This is a genomic window from Arthrobacter rhizophilus, from assembly GCF_026241105.1.
Lineage (GTDB): Bacteria > Actinomycetota > Actinomycetes > Actinomycetales > Micrococcaceae > Arthrobacter.
On sequence record NZ_JAPFFT010000006.1, the window covers coordinates 24,558 to 47,052 of the forward strand.

General features: G+C 62.6%; 22 protein-coding genes. 17 read left to right on the forward strand and 5 right to left on the reverse strand.

What is annotated here, in order from left to right; all coding sequences use genetic code 11:
* Window positions 1-3 precede the first annotated feature (3 nt).
* The 5 genes from OOZ51_RS07110 to sdhC all read right to left on the reverse strand — a co-directional run bounded on the left by OOZ51_RS07110 (window position 4) and on the right by sdhC (window position 4,438).
* Window positions 4-768 carry an alpha/beta hydrolase family protein gene (locus tag OOZ51_RS07110; protein ID WP_265978562.1) on the reverse strand — a complete coding sequence of 255 codons (765 nt, stop codon included), beginning with the start codon at window positions 766-768 and terminating at the stop codon, window positions 4-6.
* Window positions 769-881: 113 nt separating this feature from the next.
* Window positions 882-1,664 carry a succinate dehydrogenase iron-sulfur subunit gene (locus OOZ51_RS07115; RefSeq protein ID WP_265978563.1) on the reverse strand — a complete coding sequence of 261 codons (783 nt, stop codon included), beginning with the start codon at window positions 1,662-1,664 and terminating at the stop codon, window positions 882-884.
* A gap of 1 nt (window position 1,665) precedes the next feature.
* Window positions 1,666-3,465: a succinate dehydrogenase flavoprotein subunit gene (gene sdhA / locus OOZ51_RS07120; protein WP_265978564.1), complete on the reverse strand. Its 1,800-nt coding sequence runs from the start codon at window positions 3,463-3,465 to the stop codon at window positions 1,666-1,668.
* A gap of 94 nt (window positions 3,466-3,559) precedes the next feature.
* Window positions 3,560-4,054 (reverse strand): succinate dehydrogenase hydrophobic membrane anchor subunit, encoded by a 495-nt coding sequence (locus OOZ51_RS07125; RefSeq protein ID WP_265978565.1) that lies wholly within the window; start codon window positions 4,052-4,054, stop codon window positions 3,560-3,562.
* Between the two features lie 3 nt (window positions 4,055-4,057).
* Complete coding sequence (sdhC, locus tag OOZ51_RS07130) at window positions 4,058-4,438, reverse strand: succinate dehydrogenase, cytochrome b556 subunit (protein ID WP_265978566.1); 381 nt, start codon at window positions 4,436-4,438, stop codon at window positions 4,058-4,060.
* Window positions 4,439-4,676: 238 nt separating this feature from the next.
* Here sdhC and OOZ51_RS07135 point away from each other — a divergent pair, with 238 nt between their 5' ends.
* The 17 genes from OOZ51_RS07135 (at window position 4,677) to OOZ51_RS07215 (ending at window position 22,482) form a co-directional block, all read left to right on the forward strand.
* A complete protein-coding gene (locus OOZ51_RS07135) occupies window positions 4,677-5,810 on the forward strand; it encodes a mannose-1-phosphate guanylyltransferase (protein WP_265978567.1) in 1,134 nt (377 codons plus the stop codon).
* Between the two features lie 78 nt (window positions 5,811-5,888).
* On the forward strand, window positions 5,889-7,088 hold the full coding sequence (locus tag OOZ51_RS07140) for an amidohydrolase (protein ID WP_265978568.1): 1,200 nt from the start codon (window positions 5,889-5,891) through the stop codon (window positions 7,086-7,088).
* Between the two features lie 150 nt (window positions 7,089-7,238).
* Window positions 7,239-7,673: a MarR family winged helix-turn-helix transcriptional regulator gene (locus OOZ51_RS07145; RefSeq protein ID WP_265978569.1), complete on the forward strand. Its 435-nt coding sequence runs from the start codon at window positions 7,239-7,241 to the stop codon at window positions 7,671-7,673.
* Between the two features lie 33 nt (window positions 7,674-7,706).
* The gene (locus OOZ51_RS07150) at window positions 7,707-8,138 is read left to right on the forward strand and encodes an organic hydroperoxide resistance protein (protein WP_265978570.1); all 432 of its coding nucleotides are present in this window, start codon (window positions 7,707-7,709) and stop codon (window positions 8,136-8,138) included.
* Entirely contained in the window at window positions 8,135-9,154 is a 1,020-nt protein-coding gene (locus OOZ51_RS07155) for an NADP-dependent oxidoreductase (protein ID WP_265978571.1), read from the forward strand. The genes OOZ51_RS07150 and OOZ51_RS07155 overlap by 4 nt, the downstream gene beginning before the upstream one ends.
* Before the next feature lie 263 nt (window positions 9,155-9,417).
* Window positions 9,418-10,524 carry a BMP family lipoprotein gene (locus tag OOZ51_RS07160; RefSeq protein WP_265978572.1) on the forward strand — a complete coding sequence of 369 codons (1,107 nt, stop codon included), beginning with the start codon at window positions 9,418-9,420 and terminating at the stop codon, window positions 10,522-10,524.
* 163 nt (window positions 10,525-10,687) lie between these two features.
* Window positions 10,688-12,238, forward strand: coding sequence for an ABC transporter ATP-binding protein (locus OOZ51_RS07165; RefSeq protein ID WP_265978573.1), 1,551 nt, complete (start codon window positions 10,688-10,690; stop codon window positions 12,236-12,238).
* Window positions 12,231-13,607 carry an ABC transporter permease gene (locus OOZ51_RS07170; RefSeq protein WP_416346356.1) on the forward strand — a complete coding sequence of 459 codons (1,377 nt, stop codon included), beginning with the start codon at window positions 12,231-12,233 and terminating at the stop codon, window positions 13,605-13,607. Before OOZ51_RS07165 ends, OOZ51_RS07170 begins: the two co-directional genes overlap by 8 nt.
* The gene (locus OOZ51_RS07175) at window positions 13,604-15,115 is read left to right on the forward strand and encodes an ABC transporter permease (RefSeq protein WP_265978574.1); all 1,512 of its coding nucleotides are present in this window, start codon (window positions 13,604-13,606) and stop codon (window positions 15,113-15,115) included. Before OOZ51_RS07170 ends, OOZ51_RS07175 begins: the two co-directional genes overlap by 4 nt.
* Before the next feature lie 2 nt (window positions 15,116-15,117).
* A complete protein-coding gene (locus OOZ51_RS07180; RefSeq protein WP_265978576.1) occupies window positions 15,118-15,531 on the forward strand; it encodes a cytidine deaminase in 414 nt (137 codons plus the stop codon).
* Window positions 15,528-16,838, forward strand: coding sequence for a thymidine phosphorylase (locus OOZ51_RS07185; RefSeq protein ID WP_265978577.1), 1,311 nt, complete (start codon window positions 15,528-15,530; stop codon window positions 16,836-16,838). Before OOZ51_RS07180 ends, OOZ51_RS07185 begins: the two co-directional genes overlap by 4 nt.
* Window positions 16,839-16,903: 65 nt before the next feature.
* Window positions 16,904-17,563, forward strand: a complete 660-nt coding sequence (locus OOZ51_RS07190; protein ID WP_265978578.1) for a DedA family protein — start codon at window positions 16,904-16,906, stop codon at window positions 17,561-17,563.
* Window positions 17,564-17,713: 150 nt separating this feature from the next.
* The gene (locus tag OOZ51_RS07195; protein ID WP_416346359.1) at window positions 17,714-18,403 is read left to right on the forward strand and encodes a DedA family protein; all 690 of its coding nucleotides are present in this window, start codon (window positions 17,714-17,716) and stop codon (window positions 18,401-18,403) included.
* 29 nt (window positions 18,404-18,432) lie between these two features.
* Complete coding sequence (locus OOZ51_RS07200; RefSeq protein WP_265978581.1) at window positions 18,433-19,587, forward strand: adenosine deaminase; 1,155 nt, start codon at window positions 18,433-18,435, stop codon at window positions 19,585-19,587.
* 85 nt (window positions 19,588-19,672) lie between these two features.
* The gene (locus OOZ51_RS07205; protein WP_265978710.1) at window positions 19,673-20,284 is read left to right on the forward strand and encodes a MazG nucleotide pyrophosphohydrolase domain-containing protein; all 612 of its coding nucleotides are present in this window, start codon (window positions 19,673-19,675) and stop codon (window positions 20,282-20,284) included.
* A 120-nt stretch (window positions 20,285-20,404) separates the two neighbouring features.
* The gene (gene eno / locus OOZ51_RS07210; protein ID WP_265978582.1) at window positions 20,405-21,685 is read left to right on the forward strand and encodes a phosphopyruvate hydratase; all 1,281 of its coding nucleotides are present in this window, start codon (window positions 20,405-20,407) and stop codon (window positions 21,683-21,685) included.
* A 158-nt stretch (window positions 21,686-21,843) separates the two neighbouring features.
* Window positions 21,844-22,482 carry an FtsB family cell division protein gene (locus tag OOZ51_RS07215; RefSeq protein WP_265978583.1) on the forward strand — a complete coding sequence of 213 codons (639 nt, stop codon included), beginning with the start codon at window positions 21,844-21,846 and terminating at the stop codon, window positions 22,480-22,482.
* The last annotated feature ends 13 nt before the right edge of the window (window positions 22,483-22,495 follow it).

Genomic DNA, 22,495 nt, shown 5'->3' on the forward strand with positions numbered 1-22,495 from the left:
GCGCTAGTCGCCGAGGTACTGCCCGGCCCAGGCTGAGATGATCCGGGCAACCCGGGCTGCCTGTCCCTTGCCCGTCAGCAGGTGGTCGCTGCCTTCGAGCGAAACAAAGCTTCGCGGGTGCCGTGCCGTTTGGAAGATCTCACTGGCATTGTCGATGCCCACGGTGTTGTCCGTGGGGGAGTGCAGGACCATGAGGGGTCTGTGCAGGGTACGGATGCAGTCCCTAAGGTCGGCCTGCTCCACGTCTTCCACAAAGTGGCGACGAACCTCCATCCACCTGCCGCCCAGGTTGACCTCTGCGCTGCCTTCGCTGAGGATCGTGCTCACCTCGGCGTCGAACATGTGCTCCACGTGCTTGGGCTCGAAGGGAGCGCCGACAGTCGCCAAGGCCCGTACTTCGGGGAGGCTGAGGGCGGCAGCCAACACAGCCGCCCCTCCGAAGGAGTGGCCCACGAGCAGGGAGATTTCCTTGCCATCAGCACGCATGAACTCGGCGGCGCGGATGGTGTCTGCCACTTTCACGCTGAACGATCCTGCGGACCAATCGCCGGCGGAGTCGCCCAGTCCAAGGTTGTCGAAGCGAAGCATGCCGACGCCGAGATCCGCCAAGCCCTTGCAGATACGCGAGGCTGACGGGCTGTCCTTGCCGAGGGTCAAGCCATGGGAGAACACACCCCAACCCCGGACCGGGCCCTCAGGCACATCCACGATTCCTGCCAGGAGATCTCCGGTGCTGCCTTCGAAGCTGATCTTCATGGATTTGGACACCCCGTCCGCCTTTCACTCTGCGAGTCGCCCGGCTTTTCCTGAACGGCTCTTAAACAACGACGACGGCGTACCCCGCAAAGGGGGACACCGTCGTCGTACTCTAACTTCGGAAACTAGATCTTGCGTGCCAGGATGGCCTGTTTGACCTCGGCGATTGCCTGGGTCACCTGGATGCCACGGGGGCAAGCCTCCGAGCAGTTGAAGGTGGTGCGGCAGCGCCACACGCCTTCCTTGTCGTTGAGGATCTCCAGGCGCATGTCGCCTGCGTCGTCACGGGAATCGAAGATGAAGCGGTGCGCGTTCACGATCGCGGCCGGGCCGAAGTACTGGCCGTCCGTCCAGAATACGGGGCAGGACGACGTGCAGGCAGCGCACAGGATGCACTTGGTGGTGTCGTCGAACCGTTCACGGTCCTCGACGGACTGCAGGCGTTCCTTGGTGGGCTCGTGGCCCTTGTTGATCAAGAACGGCATGACCTCGCGGAAGGACTGGAAGAACGGCTCCATGTCCACGATCAGGTCCTTCTCCACCGGGAGGCCCTTGATCGGTTCAACGGTGATGGGCTTGGAGGTGTCCAGGTCCTTCAGCAAGGTCTTGCACGCGAGGCGGTTACGGCCGTTGATGCGCATGGCGTCGGAGCCACAAACGCCGTGTGCACAGGAACGGCGGAAGGACAGCGAGCCATCGATCTCCCACTTGATCTTGTGCAGGGCGTCCAGCACGCGGTCGGTGCCGTACATCGTCAGCTGGTGGTCTTCCCATACGGGCTCTTCCGAGATCTCGGGGTTGTAGCGTCGCACTCGCAGCGTGATGTTGAAGGTGGGAATTTCTCCACCGCCACCAATGTGCGCGGGCAGTTCGATCTTGGATGCTGGCTCAGCAAGTTCAGCAGACATCTTAGTACTTCCTCACCATCGGCTCGTAGCGCGTAAAGACAACAGGCTTGGTGCCGAGTCGGATACCCGCGATTGCTTCCGCAGATCCGTCCGCAGGGGCGTGCTCGTCCTTATACGCCATGGAGTGCTTCATGAATTTTTCGTCGTCGCGCTCCGGGAAGTCCTCCCGGAAGTGGCCTCCACGGGACTCTTCGCGGTGGAGGGCAGCAACTGTCATGACTTTGGCCAGCTCCAGTAGGAAGCCCAGTTCCACCGCTTCGAGCAAGTCAAGGTTGAAACGCTTTCCCTTGTCTTGGACGCTGATGCGCTGGTAGCGCTCTTCGAGGGACGCAATGTCCTTGAGCACCTGGTTTAGGGTGCCCGCAGTACGGAACACCTGCATGTTGGCATCCATGGTGTCCTGCAGTTCCTTGCGGATCGCGGCAACCCTTTCGCCGCCATCGGCAGTACGGACGTGGTTCAGCAGATCCAGCGTGTATGCCTCCGGGTCTTCCGGGAGCTCCACGAAGTCAGCCGTCTTGGCGTATTCGGCGGCGGCAATGCCCGCGCGTTTGCCGAAGACGTTGATGTCCAGCAGCGAGTTGGTACCCAAGCGGTTGGAACCGTGCACGGAGACACAAGCAACTTCGCCGGCTGCGTACAGGCCGGGCACGATCGTGTCGTTGTCCTGCAGGACCTCGGTGGTGATGTTGGTGGGGATGCCGCCCATGGCGTAGTGCGCCGTCGGGAACACGGGAACCGGTTCCGTGTACGGCTCGACACCGAGGTAAGTGCGTGCGAATTCGGTGATGTCCGGAAGCTTCGCGTCAATGTGGGCCGGCTCAAGGTGCGTGAGGTCAAGGAGGACGTAGTCCTTGTTCGGACCGCAGCCGCGTCCTTCACGGACTTCGTTTGCCATGGAACGGGCCACAATGTCGCGGGGCGCAAGGTCCTTGATAGTGGGGGCGTAGCGTTCCATAAAGCGCTCGCCCTCGGAGTTGCGAAGGATCGCGCCCTCGCCGCGGGCAGCTTCCGAGAGGAGGATGCCCAATCCTGCAAGACCGGTCGGGTGGAACTGGAAGAACTCCATGTCCTCCAGCGGGATTCCGCGGCGGAAGGCGATGCCCATGCCGTCACCAGTGAGGGTGTGGGCGTTGGAGGTGGTCTTGAAGACCTTACCTGCGCCGCCCGAGGCGAACACCACGGACTTCGCTTGGAATACATGCAATTCGCCGGAGGCGAGGTCGTAGGACACGACGCCGGCAACGCGCTTCTGCTTGTACGGCGTTCCGTCCTCGCGGACGGCGTCTTCCTCGACGGTCAGCAGGTCCAGGACGTAGTACTCGTTGTAGAACTCAACGTTGTGCTTGACGCAGTTTTGGTACAGCGTCTGCAGGATCATGTGGCCCGTGCGGTCTGCTGCGTAGCAGGCGCGGCGGACCGGAGCCTTGCCGTGGTCGCGGGTGTGCCCGCCGAAACGGCGCTGGTCAATGCGGCCTTCAGGGGTGCGGTTGAACGGCAGGCCCATCTTTTCCAGGTCCAGCACGGCGTCGATGGCTTCCTTCGCCATGACCTCGGCTGCGTCCTGGTCAACCAGGTAGTCGCCGCCCTTGATGGTGTCGAATGTGTGCCACTCCCAGTTGTCCTCTTCGACGTTGGCCAGAGCTGCACACATGCCGCCCTGGGCTGCGCCGGTGTGGGAACGGGTGGGGTAGAGCTTGGTCAGTACTGCGGTGCGTGCGCGCTGACCGGATTCGATCGCGGCGCGCATGCCGGCGCCGCCGGCACCGACAATAACGACGTCGTACTTGTGGACCTGCATACCAGATGCTCTTTCTCTCTAAGTCAGATGGTCGGCGGAGCCTGCTCCGCGTGGTGTGCACCGACCGGACGTTGCCGGCGGTGCAGCGGAGCCGCTACGGCGCCGGGCAGAACCCGCCCGGCAGCTGAACGCCGTTGACGACGGGGCACGGGTTGAACGTGAAGATCACCAGGGTGCCCAGAACGATGATGACGAAGCTGGCCGCGTACAGGACCACCTTGAGCCAGAAGCGCGTGGCGTCCTTTTCGGCGTAGTCGTTGATGATGGTGCGGACACCGTTGGTGCCGTGAAGCATCGCGAGCCACAGCATGGCCAGGTCCCAGAACTGCCAGAACGGGTCTGCCCACTTGCCCGCCACGAAACCGAAGTCGATGGCGTGGATGCCTTCTCCCACCAGCAGGTTCACGAAGAGGTGGCCGAAGATCAGCACTACGAGCACGACGCCGGAGAGCCGCATGAACAACCATGCGAACATCTCGAAGTTCCCCTTGGAACCGGTGCCGCGACGGTACTGCGGAGCAATCTTTCCGCTACCGATCTTTCCGCTGCTGTTTTGTCCACTGCGGGGATTCTGAATATCAGTACTCATGGCTTAGTGGCCTCCCAGAGCGAGGGACAGGTGGCGGATAGCGAAGGCCGCGAAAGTAACCAGCCAGAGTGCCAGGACGACCCACAGCATCTGGCGCTGGTACTTGGCGCCCTTCTTCCAGAAGTCAACGGCGATGATGCGCAAGCCATTGAAGGCGTGGAAAACGATCGCTGCGACGAGGCCCGTTTCGCCGAGGGCCATGAGGGGGTTCTTGTAGGCGCCGATGACGGCCGTATAGGCCTCCGGGGACACACGCACCAATGAGGTGTCCAGCACATGGACCAACAAGAAGAAAAAGATCACAACACCGGTAATGCGATGTCCAACCCAGGACCACATGCCTTCACGGCCGCGGTACAAGGTGCCAGCTGGTTTTGTCGGCACTGAATAAACCTTCCTGCAACACAGCGGCGCTGGCACGGGATCCATGCGGGGGGAACGCCAGCTGCGAGAGCACTCGTAGCTCAGCCTAAATCTAGGCTTCGCTCACAGCTTATTCAATTTAGGGGCCCCTTCTTGTAACGAGATTGCGGGTGTTCGCCTGAATTCCGGTCTTTTCGCCGCGAGGGTGAGACGAAGACCACAAAGTGGGACTTGCGCGGGTGTCGGATAAGGTGTTGCGGTGAGTATAGAAAACGCTGCGAGCCTTGAATCGCCATTGCGCCACTTCCATGCGGTTATTCCGGCCGGCGGAGTGGGCACGCGCCTGTGGCCGCTTTCGCGTGCTGCTGCGCCAAAATTCCTGCACGACCTCACAGGTTCGGGAAGCACCCTGCTGCGGGCTACATACGACCGACTCGAACCACTGGCCGGCAACCGGGTCCTGGTTGTTACGGGCGTGGCACACCGGACGGCTGTCTGCCGCCAGCTTCCCGAAGTGGGAGACGACGAGTTGGTGCTGGAAAGTGAACCGAAGGACTCTGGAGCTGCAATCGGCCTCGCCGCCGCCATCCTGTACCGTCGCGATCCGGACACCATCATGGGTTCGTTCGCCGCCGACCATGTCATCAGCCCGGACAACCTCTTCCAGGAAACTGTGCGCGAGGCCATCCACACTGCTGCTGCCGGAAAAATCGTCACTATTGGCATTAAGCCCACGCATCCCTCAACCGGGTTCGGCTACATCCGCACCGGTGACTTGCTCAATATCGACGACGCGCCGAACGCGCATGCGGTGATCGAATTCGTCGAGAAGCCGAGCGAAGACATTGCGAAGAAGTACCTCGAGACCGGCGATTACGTCTGGAACGCCGGAATGTTCGTCGCCCCGGTGGCGCTCATGCTCAAGCATCTTGAAGCAAACCAGCCGGTCCTGTTTGCCGGTCTGCAGGAAATTGCGGAAGCCTGGGACACTCCTGAGCGCGATGAAGTGACGGCTCGCGTGTGGCCCACGCTGCCCAAGATCGCCATTGACTACGCCGTGGCAGAGCCTGCCGCAGCGGCGGGGGATGTCGCCGTAGTGCCCGGTACCTTCCGTTGGGACGACGTCGGAGACTTTGCGGCGATCGGCCGCCTCAACAATGCGGGCGACGTCGACGAAGTGACGGTCCTCGGCGAAGGCGCGCGTGTCTTCACCGAGAACGCCAGCGGCGTGGTTGTCTCCGACACCAAGCGTGTGATCGCGCTTATCGGCATCAAGGATGTGGTGATCGTGGACACGCCGGACGCCCTGCTTGTCACCACCAAGGAGCACGCTCAGCGGGTCAAGGGAGCGGTGGACGCGCTGAAGGCCAGCGGGGATACCGACGTACTCTAAGCAAAGTGCTTGAGGCGCAGTCCGTAACCAAGAGACCCCTTTCGTTATTAGAGGGGCGCGGATGGCTAGAGTTGTGAGGTGCGCAATTTCACTACTGAAACCGAGCCGACCCCCGTGGTGAGGCCGTGGCTTGACGATCTTTTGCCGGAACTCCTTGAATTCCGGAGGGATTTGCATGCACATCCGGAGCTGTCCTTCAAGGAGTTCCGCACCACGGACAAGCTCGTGGAGCGGCTTGAAGCCGCGGGATTGGAGCCACGCCGGCTCGAAGGCTCGGGCCTGACGGTCGACGTCGGCGAAGGGCCCATCGCTACGGCGTTGCGCGGTGATATCGATGCACTCCCCATCATCGAAGAAACCGGGCTTCCGTTCGCGTCGAAGAACCATGGAGTGACCCACGCCTGCGGGCATGACGTCCACACCACCAGCATGCTCGGGATTGCCTTGGTGCTGCATGCCATGCACCAGGAATCGCCGCTGGGCGGCACGGTGCGCATCATCTTCCAACCGGCCGAGGAAACAATGCCCGGCGGTGCATTGTCCTGCATCGAGCAGGGCGTCCTTCAGGGAGTCCCGCGGATTCTGGCGCTGCACTGTGATCCGCGCATCAACGTTGGCCAGATCGGCACGCGGATCGGGGCGATCACCTCAGCCTCGGACACCATCAAAATCGAACTGACCGGACGTGGCGGCCATACTTCCCGGCCGCATCTGACCGAGGACCTGGTCTTCGCACTGGCCCAGATCGCCATCAACGTCCCGGCCGTGCTTTCCCGTCGCGTGGATGTCCGCAGCGGAGTCTCTGTGGTGTGGGGCCAGATCACGGCAGGATCCGCGCCCAACGCCATCCCCGCCAGCGGTTACATGGCCGGCACCATGCGCTGCCTTGACCGCGATGCATGGCATAGCGCGGGGGAGTTGTTGGACGACGTCGTCCAGCAAGTTGCCGCGCCGTACGGGGTGGACGTCCACCTCGAGCACACGCGGGGGGTCCCTCCCGTGGTCAACTCGGAACACGAAACTGCCCTCATCGAGGCCGCGGCCAGGGCTGAACTCGGTGAGCACGCCGTTGTCCTGACCCCCCAGTCCATGGGGGGCGAGGACTTCGCCTGGTTCCTGGCCGACCTGCCCGGTGCCATGATGCGGCTCGGCACCCACACGCCGGGCGGCGAAGAATACGATCTCCACCGGGGTGACTTCATCGTGGACGAACGGGCCCTTGGCTTCGCCATCCAAGTCCTGGCTGCCGCGGCATTGCGCACCATCCGGGATCTCTAAAACTGCGACGCTCGCTCACTTTTGGTCGAAAGGCCGGGGATCCTCCTGCAGATCATCTGCAGGAGGATCCCGTCGTTTGGGCTTATTTGGGAGTGAGCGTTGTTGCCCATTGAGTTGTGCACAATCTAATTGTGGGCTATTGTTATTTCCATGAGTGAAGCCCCCCGTCTCAACCACCAGGTCTGTTTTGCCCTCTACTCCGCATCGAAGGCGGCGACGGCGGTCTACAGGCCGGTGCTGGATGAGCTTGGGCTGACGTATCCGCAATACCTCGTGATGCTGGTTCTTTGGGAAAACGAGCCGCGAAGCGTACGGGAACTGGGTGCTGAGCTGGGACTCGACTCGGGCACCTTGTCGCCGCTGCTCAAGAGGCTTGAAGCCTTGGGCCTGGTGGAGCGCCGGCGTTCGGCCGAAGATGAGCGCCGTGTCGAAATCCACCTGACGGACTCGGGGCTTGCCCTCAGTGCCCGGGCCGGCGCTGTGCCACAGCGGCTGGCCGACGCCGCAGGGTTGAGTGCCGCCGAGCTTTCACAGCTTCACGACACCCTGGGCCGGCTTACCGCAGCCCTCCATTCAGCCATCTGATCGTCTATCCCCTCCGAAGGAAAAGGAACCACAGTGAAGACTTTGTACACAGCCGAGGCGCTTGCGTCCGGTGAAGGCCGTGACGGCAACGCACGCACCAACGACGGCAAGCTGGACGTAGCACTCGCCAGCCCGGTGGAACTGGGTGGAAATGGCCTGGGAACCAACCCTGAGCAGCTTTTCGCCGCCGGTTACGCGGCGTGCTTCCACTCAGCGCTCAGGCTGGTGGGACGCAAGGCCCGGGTGGATCTCAGCGATTCCGCGGTAGCCGCCAAGATCCACTTCGGCGCCCTGGATGGCGGCGAAGGATATGGACTTGCCGCCGAGCTTGAGATCGCCTTACCTGCCCTCGACCGGGAAACCGCCGAGCAGCTCGTGGCCAAGGCCCACCAGATATGCCCCTACTCCAACGCGACCCGCGGCAACATCGCCGTTGACATCAAGCTTGTGGAGGTGGCCGCATGAGCGCCGCACTTCCCAACCGCACCCGCGAAATCCAGCTGGCATCCCGCCCGCAGGGGCGTCCTGTGGAGGAGAATTTCCGGCTGGCGGAGACCGATCTGCCGGAGCTGCAGGACGGCCAGATCCTGGTCCGCAACGAGTTCATGTCGGTCGATCCTTATATGCGGGGCCGCATGAACGACGCGAAGTCCTATTCGGCACCTTTCCGCCTTGATGAAGCGCTCGACGGCGGCGCGGTTGGTGAGGTGATCGCGTCCCGCTCCGAAGCGCACAAGGTGGGCGACGTCGTCGTGCACCAGCTCGGCTGGCGCGAGTTCTCCGTGGTGGACGGCACACGTGTGACGCCCGTCCCGGCCGGCCTCGCGCCGACCTCGGCGTTCCTTGGAGCCCTCGGCATGACGGGACTGACAGCGTATGCCGGGCTGCTCAAAGTGGCCGAGTTCAAAACGGGCGACGTCGTCTTCGTTTCCGGCGCGGCAGGAGCCGTCGGCTCGATCGTGGGCCAGATCGCCAAGGCCATGGGTGCCTCCAAAGTGATCGGCAGTGCCGGTTCCTCCGAGAAGGTGGCGCGCTTGCTGGAACTCGGCTTCGATGCTGCCTTCGATTACCACGACGGTCCGGTGGTGGCTCAACTCCGTGAGGCGGCGGGGGAGCGCGGCATCGACGTCTACTTCGACAACGTTGGCGGCGAGCACCTTGAGGCTGCCCTAGCGGTCCTCACGGTGGGCGGCAGCGTGGCGATGTGCGGTGCGATCTCGCAGTACAACTCCGAGGCGCCCGCAGCTGCCCCCCGCAACCTGGCTGTGGCCATTGGAAAGCAACTGACCCTCCGCGGCTTCCTGGTGAGTGGGCAGCGCCAGCACGCCGCCGAGTTTGCCGGGAAGATGGCCGGATGGCTCGCCGACGGAACCGTCCGCTACGACGAGACGATCGTGGACGGGCTGGAAAACGCGCCGCAGGCCTTCATTGACCTCCTGGACGGGGCCAACACCGGCAAAATGCTGGTCCGCCTGCACTGAGCGCCGGCCACGGTCGGCGGGCATCCTAGGACCGTTGGCTGGGAGTTCCGCTACTGCTTGGTAACAAAAGCTCAACAATCTTAGGGTTGTTGGGCTTTTGTGTTACCCGGGTGTGTTCCATCCCACTAAAGTTGTGGCATCAGTGCGCCCCAGGCGCAGTGCTGCGAAGCATCAGTGAAAACAGAATTTCAGCCTCGAGTTTTCGAAACGGACACTCATTGACCAACTGTCGTAGCATCAATCACTTTCTTCCTGGAGGAAAATTGAAGCAATCACTGCGTGCCACCCTGAAGCGCGGTTCATTTGCGGGCGTCGCAACTGCGGGCGCCGCTGCTCTTTTGCTGGCAGGCTGCGGTAGCGCACCGTCTGCGTCGAGCTCGGGCAGTGCCACGAAGTCGGACTACACCGCCTGCATGGTGTCCGACTCCGGTGGATTCGACGACAAGTCGTTCAACCAATCAGGCTATGAAGGCCTTCAGGCAGCAGCCAAGGATCTTGCCGTCCAGGAGAAGCACGTCCAGTCCAAGGCCGACACGGACTACGACCCCAACCTTCGTTCCATGGTCCAGCAGGGCTGCAAGCTGACGGTTACCGTCGGCTTCCTCCTGGGCGATGCAACCAAGTCGATTGCCACGGCAAACCCGAACAGCCACTTCGCCATCATCGACTACTCGGACCCCACCTTCCCGAAGAACGTCAAGCCGATTGTCTATGACACTGCCCAGGCCTCATTCTTGGCCGGCTACCTGGCGGCAGGTACCTCCAAGACGGGCAAGGTTGCCACCTTCGGTGGTCTCAACATTCCCACCGTGAGCATCTTCATGGACGGCTTCGCTGACGGCGTGAAGTACTACAACCAGAAGAAGGGTAAGTCCGTCCAGCTGCTTGGCTGGGACAAGGACAAGCAGGACGGAACGTTCGTAGGCGACTTCAAGCAGGTCGACAAGGGCAAGGTCCTCACCCAGGGATTCCTGGACCAGGGCGCCGACGTCGTCCTTCCCGTCGCTGGTCCCGTTGGCGCGGGCGCCGGCAGTGCCATCCTTGACGCCAAGGCAAAGGGCACGGACGCCAAGCTGATCTGGGTCGACTCGGACGGCTACCTGACGGCACCCGCCTACAAGTCGGTCATCCTGACCTCGGTCCAGAAGACCATGGCCACGGCTGTCGAAACGGTCATCAAGGCGGACAAGGACGGCAAGTTCGATCCGAGCCCCTACGTTGGCACGCTCGACAACGGGGGCGTGGCACTTGCCCCGTTCCACGATTTAGACTCCGCGGTGCCGGCTGACATGAAGAGCGATCTTGACCAGCTGAAGAAGGACATTATCTCCGGCGCAGTGAAGGTCCAATCAAAGTCCAGCCCTAAGTAATAGTCCGGGCTAAACCACGCCGCGCTGCCCTTCAGCCGAGTTTTGGCAGAAGGGCAGCGCGTTCTGCGTTGCCTTCAATTTGCTCTTCGACACTCCTTTGCCGAGCACTATGCTGGGAGCACGGTGATGACGAGGGGCCATCCTTTATAGATGGGTTGGAGTTTTGAAACTCGAACTGAAAGGGATCACGAAGCGCTTCGGATCCCTCGTAGCCAATGACCACATCGACCTCGTGGTTGAACCCGGCCAAGTCCATTGCCTTTTGGGCGAAAACGGTGCCGGTAAATCCACCCTGATGAATGTCCTTTACGGACTTTACGACCCCAGTGACGGTGAAATCCTGGTCGACGGCAAGCCGGTGGTCTTCAAGGGTCCCGGCGACGCCATGGCAGCCGGAATCGGCATGGTCCACCAGCACTTCATGCTGATTCCGGTCTTCACGGTGGCCGAAAATGTCGCATTGGGAAACGAAGCCACCAAGGCAGCCGGTTTCCTGAACCTGGATGAAACCCGCCGCAAGATTTCCGAGATTTCCAAGCAATACGGTTTCCATGTCGACCCCGATGCCCTCGTGGAAGACCTTCCCGTGGGAGTGCAGCAGCGGGTCGAAATCATCAAGGCGCTCGTGCGCGACGCAGAAGTCCTGATTCTGGATGAACCGACTGCCGTTCTCACTCCGCAGGAAACCGACGAGCTTCTGGATATCATCCGACAGCTCAAGGCTGCCGGAAAATCCATTGTCTTTATTTCGCACAAACTGCGTGAGGTCAAGGAAATTTCGGACATCATTACAGTGATCCGGCGGGGGAAAGTGGTCGGCTCGGCTGATCCCTCGGCGTCCCCGACAGAACTCGCCTCGGCGATGGTGGGCCGCGCGGTCAGCCTGACCTTGGAAAAGAAGCCTGCCCAACCGGGTGAGGCGACCTTCAAGGTCCGGGACCTCACCGTTGTTGACCACAATGGCCAGCACGTCGTGGACGGGCTGAGTTTCGACATCGCCAAGGGTGAAGTGCTTGCCATTGCTGGAGTCCAAGGCAACGGCCAGACCGAGCTCACCGAGGCCATCCTAGGCGTCCAGCCCCACGTCACCGGATCCATCACCCTCGACGGCGTCGAACTGCTCGGCAAGAGCGTCAAGCAAGTCCTGTCCGCCGGCGTCGGGTTCGTCCCCGAGGACCGCAAGATCGACGGTCTGGTAGGGACGTTCTCCATTTCCGAGAACATGATCCTGGACCTGTACGACAAGCCGCCTTTCGCCCAGGGCATTGGCATGAAACCGGCCTTGATTGCTACCCATGCGGAGAAAAAGGTCGCAGAGTTCGATGTGCGGACGCCGTCGATCGACGTCGCAGTAGGTACGCTCTCCGGTGGAAACCAGCAAAAGGTGGTGCTGGCAAGGGAGCTGTCCAGACCATTGAGACTCTTCATCGCCTCACAGCCCACCCGGGGACTCGACGTCGGCTCCATCGAATTCGTGCACAAACGGGTCATTGCCGAACGGGACAACGGAACTCCGGTGATGATCGTCTCCACAGAGCTCGATGAGGTGCTTGAGCTCGCTGACAGGATCGCCGTTCTCTACCGTGGAAGGCTCGTAGGGATTGTCCCCGCCGGTACCTCCCGCGATGTGCTGGGCTTGATGATGGCAGGCGTTCCGGAACACGAGGCAGAACTGACTGCGCACAAAACCCTCGAGGGAGGAACAAATGTCTGAGTCCAACACCCCTCGACACAAACACGGGGTCAAGCCGGTGCTCCCGGATACATCGATTGGCGACGACGTCGTTGCGGACGTCGCACTGGACACTGCGGACGGTGCGATGGCCCCGTCAGCGGTTCCGGCTACGAGCCAAGGCGGACAGATCCCGCACGCCGCCGGTGGTTCGGTCTTCCGGCAGATCGTGACCGGAAACGCCATGGTGTCGGTGCTGTCAGTGCTCCTCGCGATTGTGCTCGGCGGAATCCTCATGGCCGTGACCAACCCCAAAGTGGCCGAAACGGCAGGATATTTCTTCGCGCAGCCGGGGGACATGCTCACCGAGGTGTTCAGACCTTACGTAGCGCTGGTCCAGGGCTCGCTGTTCAACTGGGCCGGGGCCGACGCCGCAGCCCAGCTGTACCCGATTACTGAAACACTGACGGTGTCCACGCCGTTGATTTGTGCCGGACTTGGCGTGGCGTTGGCGTTCCGTGCGGGATTGTTCAACATCGGCGCGCAAGGTCAAATTATCTTTGGTGCCCTGTTCGGCGCCTACGTTGGCTTCACGTGGCACTTGCCGTTCCTGGTTCACCTCCTGGTGGTCATCGTTGCCGGACTCGTCGGCGGCGCGGTGTGGGGCGCCGTCGTCGGTCTCCTCAAGGCGAGGACCGGCGCGCATGAGGTCATCGTGACCATCATGCTGAACTACATCGCCAACTTCCTGCTCCTTTTTCTCCTGACCACGCCGGCTTTCCAGCGAAAAGGCTCGACCAACCCGATCTCGCCCTTCTTGGACCAGTCGGCGCTGTTTCCGGAGTTGCTCGGTCCGCAGTTCAGGCTCCACGCCGGCTTCCTCTTGGCCGTGCTGGCAACGGTCTTCGTCTGGTGGCTCCTGAACCGCTCCACCCTTGGCTTCGAATTCCGGGCCGTCGGCGCCAACCAGAGCGCCGCACGCACCGCTGGGATCAATGTTCCACGGGCCGTGATCCTGGTCATGGCGATTGCGGGTGCGCTTGCGGGCCTGGCTGGCATTGCGCAGGTATCAGGGACGGAGAAATACCTCTCGGGAGGCGTCGCGGCTTCCATCGGATTCGATGCCATCACAGTTGCCCTGCTGGGCCGTTCGACGCCGTGGGGAACCTTCTTCGCCGGTCTCCTGTTCGGTGCGTTCAGGGCGGGAGGGGTCGCAATGCAGGCACAGACCCAGACGCCGATCGACATCGTTTTGGTCATCCAGTCGCTGATCGTCCTGTTCATTGCGGCGCCGCCGCTGGTGCGTGCGATCTTCGGGCTGAATCCCCGGAAAAAGAAGAAGGCCCCGGGCGGCCCTGGCTCCGGAACGATCCCCTCCGGAAAAATTGAGAGCGGAGCGGCAACAGCATGAGCACCACAACAACAACATCCGGCAGTGGCACCCCCGCCGGCAACGCCCCTGCGCGCTCCGGAAAACCGGGTGTCAGCGAACTGGTGAGCTGGAAGGCCGGAATCGGGCTGTCCCTGCTTGCAATCCTGGGAACCGTGCTGTTCGGATTCATGTCCAATTCGAAGTCGGCAGGCTTCGGCATCGCCGAGGCGGCCAATGAAGCAGCCTCGAATGTAGCTGCGTGGGTCACGCTGGTCCTGGCCCTTCTGCTTTCAGCGTGGCTCGGATACCTATGGTTCGTCCGCCGTCGTTCAGGCCTCGCGTCGGGTTCAGGCCAGGTCCCGGGCTGGCTGCCCGCAGCCACGGTCGCCGCTGTGGTGGTCCTGGGCCTTGCCGCGCTCGGAGTCGCGAAGGTTGTCCGGATCACGGTTCCTTCCGCGGCCATAGGCTGGATCTGCGCAGTCGTTTTGCTGGGCCTGGCGGGCTACACGGTGTACCTCACGCAAGCAAAGCGGACCATTCCCCGGTGGGTGGGAGGTACTTTCGCCGCCCTTTTCCTGATCGGCTTCATGGTCTGGATCGTGGCCCACGGAAATGACGCAGAGCCGTCCATCTCCCTCGCCGGCCTGATCGCAGGATCCGTAACCTTGGCCGTGCCGCTGGTGTTCGGTTCCCTTTCCGGGGTTCTGTGCGAACGCGTCGGCGTGGTCAACATCGCCATTGAAGGACAGCTCCTTTTGGGTGCGTTTTCCGCTGCCGTTGTCGCCACGGTGACACACAACGTCTACGCCGGGCTGGTCGCCGCGGCGGTGGCCGGGGCGCTTGTTTCCCTGGTTCTGGCAGTGGTCAGCATCAAGTACCTCGTCAACCAGATTATCGTGGGCGTCGTCCTCAACGTTCTCATCAGTGGACTGACGAGCTTCCTGTTCTCGACGCTGTTGACAGCCGACCCGGAAGGCCTCAACAAGCCGGGCCGCCTGCCCCCGGTGGATATCCCCTTCCTGTCCGATATCCCCATCATTGGCCCGATCCTGTTCCACCAGTCCCTCGTGGGCTATTTGATGTACATCGCCGTGATCGTGGTCTACCTCGGCCTATTCCACACGAAATGGGGCCTCCGTGTGAGGGCGGTCGGCGAGCACCCTCAGGCCGCTGACACCGTGGGCATCAATGTCAACCGGACCCGTTTTTGGAACGTGCTCATGGGCGGCGCGATCGCAGGCATTGGCGGCTCCTTCTTCACGCTGGTATCCGTGGACGCCTTCAGCAAGGACATGTCCGGAGGCCGCGGGTACATCGCGCTGGCAGCGTTGATCTTCGGGCGGTGGAACCCGATCGGCGCGTTCCTGGCCGCGTTGCTGTTCGGCTTCGCGGACAACCTCCAGAGCGTCATCACGATCATCGGATCGCCCGTGCCGAGCCAGTTCATGGCGATGCTGCCCTACGCCTTGACGGTCTTCGCCGTCGCTGGATTGGTAGGCAGGTCCCGGCCGCCGGCGGCAAGCGGCATACCGTACGTGAAGGGTTGACCGTGACGGTCACGGATACCCAAGGCGTGGACTGGGCGGCCCTGGAGGCTGCTGCGGTCGCTGCCATGGGGAAGGCCTACGCTCCGTACTCGAAGTTCCCGGTGGGGGCCGCTGCCCTCACCGAGGACGGGCGGATCGTTAGCGGCTGCAACGTCGAGAACGCCAGCTATGGCCTCACCTTGTGTGCCGAGTGCGCCCTGGTGGGTGACCTCCACATGGGTGGCGGCGGCAGATTGCGGGCGTTCTATTGCGTCGATGCGAAGGGGAACGTCCTCATGCCGTGCGGCCGCTGCAGGCAGTTGTTGTATGAATTCCGTGCACCCGGCATGCAGCTCATGACAACACAGGGCATCAAGACCATGGACCAAGTGCTGCCCGATGCCTTCGGTCCCGACAACCTCGAGGAGAACCGGTGACACAGACTGAAGCGTTTGATGCCGTGCAGATCATCAGCATCAAGCGGGACAAGGGCACCCTGAGCCCGGAACAGATCGACTGGACCATCGACGCCTACACTCGGGGCGTCATCGCCGACGAGCAGATGGCCGCCCTGAATATGGCAATCCTGCTCAACGGGATGGACCGCGCCGAGATCTCGCGCTGGACCGCGGCGATGATCGCCTCGGGCGAGCGAATGGACTTCTCCAGCCTTCGGCGTCCCGACGGCGGCACGAAGGCCACCACCGACAAGCACTCCACCGGGGGAGTCGGGGACAAGATCACCCTTCCGCTGGCGCCTTTGGTGGCGGTCTTCGGAGTGGCGGTTCCCCAGCTTTCGGGCAGGGGACTGGGCCACACCGGCGGCACCTTGGACAAGCTGGAAGCAATTCCCGGGTGGCGTGCGGATCTGAGCAACGAAGAAATCCTGGCCCAACTACAGGACGTCGGAGCGGTCATTTGCGCTGCCGGCACGGGATTGGCACCGGCAGACAAGAAGCTCTACGCCCTCCGGGACGTTACGGGCACGGTGGAAGCCATCCCACTGATTGCCTCGTCCATCATGAGCAAGAAGATCGCCGAGGGCACCGGTTCCCTGGTGCTTGACGTGAAGGTGGGCTCGGGGGCTTTCATGAAGGACGAAGCACGCGCCCGTGAGCTGGCCGAGACCATGGTGGCGCTGGGCAAGGATGCCGGGGTCAACACCGTAGCCCTCCTGACCAACATGAGCACTCCGCTGGGCCTGACTGCGGGAAATGCCATCGAGGTGGAGGAATCGGTGGAGGTGCTTGCAGGCGGCGGTCCGGAGGACGTCGTCGAGCTGACCATCAGGCTCGCCGAAGAGATGCTCGCCTGTGCAGGTGTGTACGACGCCGACCCCGCGGCCGCGCTCAAGGACGGCCGGGCAATGGACGTCTGGAACCGCATGATCGAAGCGCAGGGCGGCGATCCGCGTGCGGCGTTGCCCGTGGCCAAGGAATCCGAGGTCATCCCGGCTCCGGCCGACGGAGTCCTGGTGGAACTGGACGCATTGTCGGTGGGCGTGGCTGCGTGGCGCCTGGGCGCCGGACGTGCCCGGAAGGAAGACATCGTCCAGGCCGGCGCAGGGGTGCGGATGCATGCCAAGCCGGGCGCCCTGGTGCGGGCGGGGGAGCCGCTGATGACCCTCCTGACCGACACCCCTGAAAAGTTCGAAAGAGCCAAGGAAGCCTTGGAAGGAGCCGTGCTGATCGCGCCGGAAGGCTCACGGCCGGCACAACGGCTCATCATCGACCGGATCTCCTAGGCTGGCCTCCCGGGCATTTTCGGATGGCCGGGAGACAATCCTTACGGCCATTCGTTAGGAAGACCGTGCAGGCAATCAACGATTTCATCCTCGCTGCCGCAGGGCAGCCTTGGGTCCTGCTTCTGGTCTTTGCCTGCTGTGTGATCGACGGATTTTTCCCACCTATTCCCAGCGAGTCGGTAGTGGTTGGACTGGCTGCCGTCTCCGCTACGGCCGGAGTGCCCAACGCGTGGTTGCTGATTCTGGTGGGCGCGCTCGGGGCATTCTCTGGCGACAACATCGCCTACTTGATCGGCCGCAAAATAGGTGTTCGCCGCTGGCGGTGGATGCGTTCCCAAAGGATGCAGGGTGCGTTCCGTTGGGCTGGACGGGAACTTCGACGCCGGGCCGCGTCGCTGATCATGGTGGCCCGGTTCATCCCCGTCGGCCGGGTGGCGGTCAACCTCACCGCTGGAGCCACGCGCTTCTCGCACGGCATGTTTGTGGCGCTTACAGCCGTGTCTGCCGTTCTGTGGGCCAGCTACTCGGTGGCGATCGGTTTGTTCTTCGGGCAGTGGTTCGAACACAACCACTTGCTCGGGGCGATCATCGCGATCGTCGCGGCAGTCATCCTCGGAATCATCGTGGACCGGGTCATCAGCACAGTCCGTGGCTCCACGCCCTCGCCAGAAGAGGTCAAAGCGGTCGAAGATGCCGGGGAGACCGAAGACGAACCCGTCACCTAGCCAAGTTTCGAGCTAGCGTTAAGTTGTGTCCTTCTCTGGCCGGGACGTAGCGAACGACGTTCCGGCCGTGGGACACTGGATAGCGATCTGTGTCACGCAACCGCGTGACTTTCATTGAGGAGCAATGCCTGCGTGGAATTCATGAACCACATGCTCGAGCACGCCGCCGGGCAACCGTGGATCTACCCGGTGCTCCTGGTTTTCTTTTTCATCGACGGCTTTGCCACGATCCTTCCCAGTGAGACCGCGATCGTAGGACTGTCGGCGCTTGCAATGCACCGCGGCGAGCCCAACCTATGGCTCCTCGGCGCTACTGCGCTTGTCGGGGCCATGGCCGGCGACAACACGGCCTACATGCTTGGCCGCAAGATCGGCTTGGACCGCTGGAAATGGATGCGCAAGCCGAAGGTCCAGAAGATGTTCGCCTGGGCACACTACGAGCTGGACAAACGCGGCGCCGTGCTCATCTTCACCGCCCGGTATATTCCGTGGGGCCGTGTGGCAGTGAACTACGTCGCTGGACAAACCGGGTTCCGCCACAAGACCTTCTTCTGGCTGGATGCCTTCGCCTGCTTCACCTGGGTAGGTTATTCGATCGGGATTGGATCGCTGGCAGGCCACTGGGTGCACAACAACCCGCTCCTCGGCGTGGGGATTGCCGTGGCATTCGCCGTGGTGCTCGGCGTCATTGTGGACCACACCCTCCGTTGGTGGCACAAGCACCTTGAGAAGAAGGATGCTGAGAAGAAGGAAGCAGCTTTCGCGGAAGCAGCCGCAGCAGATGCAGGTACCGCAGTCAAGGCGACTGCCGGCGTCGAGCGCTCAAACCCTGCTGGCTAAGCTCCTTCCGTCCCCCTAGAGTTGGACACGTGACTGAGCCTATTGTTGATGCCGCCCCTGCCCTTGACTTCGATCTGAAGAGCCTCCCGAAGGTTTCCCTTCACGACCATTTGGACGGGGGACTACGCCCGGCCACCATCATCGAGTTGGCGGAGGCCGCCGGCCACACCCTGCCTTCCACGGATCCCGTAGCTCTTGGCCAGTGGTTCCGTGAGTCCGCAGATTCCGGTTCCTTGGTCCGTTATCTCGAAACCTTTGACCACACGATTGCCGTCATGCAGACCAAGGAAGGCCTGGCGCGCGTCGCCAAGGAATTCGTGGAGGACCTGGCGGACGACGGCGTTGTGTACGGCGAGATCCGATGGGCACCTGAGCAGCACCTGCAGAAGGGCCTCACCTTGGATGAGGTTGTGGACGCCGTCCAAGAAGGGCTCGACGCCGGTGTGGATGCCGTAGAGGAGTCCGGCCGCCAGATCCAGGTGGGCCAGCTCATCACGGCGATGCGCCACGCGGACCGCGGCCAGGAAATCGCCGAGCTCGCCGTGCGCCACCGGTACAACGGCGCGGTCGGTTTCGACATCGCCGGAGCCGAGGATGGCTTCCTGCCTTCCCGTTTCAAGGACGCTTTCACCTACCTCGCAGAGCACAACTTCCCGGCTACCGTGCACGCCGGCGAAGCAGCAGGCCTGGAGAGCATCCAGTCCGCGCTGGTGGACGGCCGTGCCCTGCGCTTGGGCCACGGCGTGCGCATCGCCGAGGACATCACCGTTGAATACGAAGATGCCGAGGGCGAAGAAGCCGACGACGACGCTGAGGACACCGTTGGCATGGTCACCTTGGGTGAGGTGGCCGGCTGGGTCCGCGACCGCGGAATCGCGCTGGAAATCTGCCCCTCGTCCAACCTGCAGACCGGAGCGATCGCGAACTTCGGCGAAGGCATCGAGAACCACCCGTTGGACATGCTCTACCAGTTGGGCTTCAACGTCACCATCAACACTGACAACCGGCTCATGAGCGGCGTCACGCTCACCGACGAGTTCGAGCTTCTCGTGGAGACCTTCGACTACGATCTCGACGACCTTCTGGAACTGACCCTCAACGCGGCCGAGTCGTCGTTCCTGCCCTTGGACGAAAAAGAAGCGTTGGTGGAGTACATCAACGACGCCTACGCCAACCTTGCCTGAGCAAACTGCTGCAGGCGTCCCCTCCGGGAGTACCATAACGGTGCTCGTGCAAAAGATCGCCTCTTTGCGCGAGCACTGTCCCTGGATGGGGGCGCTGACCCACGAATCCCTGATCGAGTACTTGATCGAGGAAGCGTATGAGGTGGTCGACTCGATCGAGGCAGGGGCCTCCGGTTCCGATACTTCCGATGAGCTTCGCGGCGAGCTGGGCGATGTGCTGCTTCAAGTGGTGCTCCACGCCCGGCTCGCCGAGGAGCAAGGACGGTTCACGTTTGACGACGTCGCCCGCAGTATTACGGAGAAGATGGTGCGGCGCAACCCGCACGTCTTCAAACCGGACGGGTCCTTGCAGGAATCCTTCCCGGCCACCGTGGAGGAGATCGTCGAAAAATGGGATGCGGTGAAGAAAGCCGAAAAGCCCGAGCGCTCGGATCCCTTCGAAGGCATTCCGCCCCACCTCCCCGCCCTCGCCTTAGCGCAGAAGTCCCTTGACCGTGCCGAGCGCGCGGCTCGCTCAGGGGGTCCGGAAAGCGTTGGCCACGCTGTTGCGGCAACGGAGGTTCCCGACTCCGAAGCCGCACTTGGAGACTTCCTGCTTGGCGTCGTCGCGGGCTCGAAAGAAAGGGGATTCGACGCCGAACGGGCCTTGCGTGCCGCTGTCCGCCGCTACCAAGGACGCGACGGCGAAGCCACATAACGTGAGCGGTCCGACGTCATTCCGTAACGTTGGCCGCTCTCGACTAGGCTAGTGGCGACGAGGACGTCGAGAATTTCCCTCTAGATTCCCAGTAAATCGCTTCACCATAAGGAGCAGTCCATGGCGCTTATCGATGCCATCCACGCCCGCGAGATCCTTGATTCCCGCGGAAACCCGACAGTAGAAGTTGAAGTTCTGCTTTCCGATGGCCAGATCGGCCGCGCGGCAGTTCCCTCCGGTGCTTCCACCGGCGAGCACGAAGCCGTTGAACTGCGCGACGGCGACAAGGGCCGTTACCTCGGCAAGGGTGTCCAGAAGGCCGTTGACGCGGTCATCGACGAAATCGCCCCGGCCCTCATCGGCTTCGACGCGACGGATCAGCGCAGCATCGACCAGGCCATGATCGACCTCGACGGCACCCCGAACAAGGGCAAGCTCGGCGCCAACGCCATCCTCGGCGTTTCCCTCGCCGTGGCCAGCGCCGCCGCCGCATCCGCAGACCTGCCTCTGTACAAGTACCTGGGCGGCCCGAACGCCCACGTGCTTCCCGTCCCGCTGATGAACATCCTCAACGGTGGCTCCCACGCCGACTCCGACGTCGACATCCAGGAATTCATGATCGTCCCGATCGGTGCCGAGACCTTCTCCGAAGGCCTGCGCTGGGGCGTTGAGGTCTACCACAACCTCAAGTCCGTCCTGCAGGCCAAGGGCCTCTCCACCGGCCTCGGTGACGAAGGCGGCTTCGCGCCGAACCTCCCGTCCAACCGCGCGGCGCTGGACCTGATCCAGGAAGCCATCAAGAACGCCGGCTACACCCCGGGCAAGGACATCGCCCTCGCGCTGGACGTCGCCTCCTCCGAGTTCTACAAGGATGGTGCCTACCAGTTCGAAGGCAGGGCCCTCTCGGCCACCGAGATGAGCGCTTACTACGCCGAGCTCGTTGCAGACTACCCGCTGGTCTCCATCGAGGACCCGCTGGACGAGAACGACTGGGAAGGCTGGAAGACCCTCACCGACACCATCGGTGACAAGGTCCAGCTGGTTGGCGACGACCTCTTCGTGACCAACCCTGTCCGCCTGCAGCAGGGCATCGACGCCGCCACAGCGAACTCGCTGCTCGTCAAGGTCAACCAGATTGGCTCCCTGACCGAAACCCTGGACGCCGTTTCCCTGGCCCAGCGTGCCGGCTACACCACCATCACCTCGCACCGTTCCGGCGAAACCGAGGACACCACCATTGCTGACATCGCCGTTGCCACCAACGCGGGCCAGATCAAGACCGGTGCCCCGGCCCGCTCCGAGCGCGTCGCGAAGTACAACCAGCTGCTGCGCATCGAAGAAGAACTCGATGACGCCGCACGCTACGCCGGCCGCAGCGCTTTCCCGCGTTTCAAGGGCTAGTATCCGTTGAAACAGCTGACCGGTGGCTATGGTGGAAAGACCGTAGCCACCGGTTCTGTTTAACGAAATGTGAGAGCACTTCGGCAAGACCGAAGGCTCCATGAGGCACACAAAGCGCAGCAACCCGCCAGGCAAGCACCAGGCATTACAGGAGTGTCATGGCCACCCGCCGTCCCAAGGTCCCCCGAGCCGACGCACTGGGGCGGTCGTCCCAAAAGAAGCCCGACGGCGGCCATGTCATCCGTGCCGACTTCGGCGAGTCCCGTAAGGCAACGCTTGCGCAGCAGGAGGCCCCGGCACACGCGCGGTCCAAGACGTCGTCCACCGCCAGACCCGAAGGCAGCGCCCAAAGCAAGCCCCAGTCTGCCTCAAAGGTCCACCCCGGCAAGGACAAAGCGACCGGCCCCGTGCCCGCAAAGGCCTTCTCAGGGCGCATGCTTGCACTCGCCGTGGTGATGGTCGCGATCACCATCATGCTCGCGCCCACGGTCAAGATTTTCCTGGAGAAAAAAGCGGAAATCTCCGCCCTGGAGGCCGACATCGCGAGCAAGCAGGCCGAGCAAGCAGGCCTCAAGAAGCAGATCACCCGCTGGCAGGACCCCAACTACGTGAAACAACAGGCCCGCGACCGCATTAACATGGTTATGCCGGGTGAAGCAGGCTACTGGGTGTTTGGCGGCGGAGTTCCCGCCGGGACACCGGGCGGACGCACCGGCTCAGGAGCTTCCGGAAGCCCCGCCAATCTGCCATGGGTGGATGGGCTGTGGGAATCCATCAGACGTTCGGCAACAGACTAGACGCGGTGCCCGC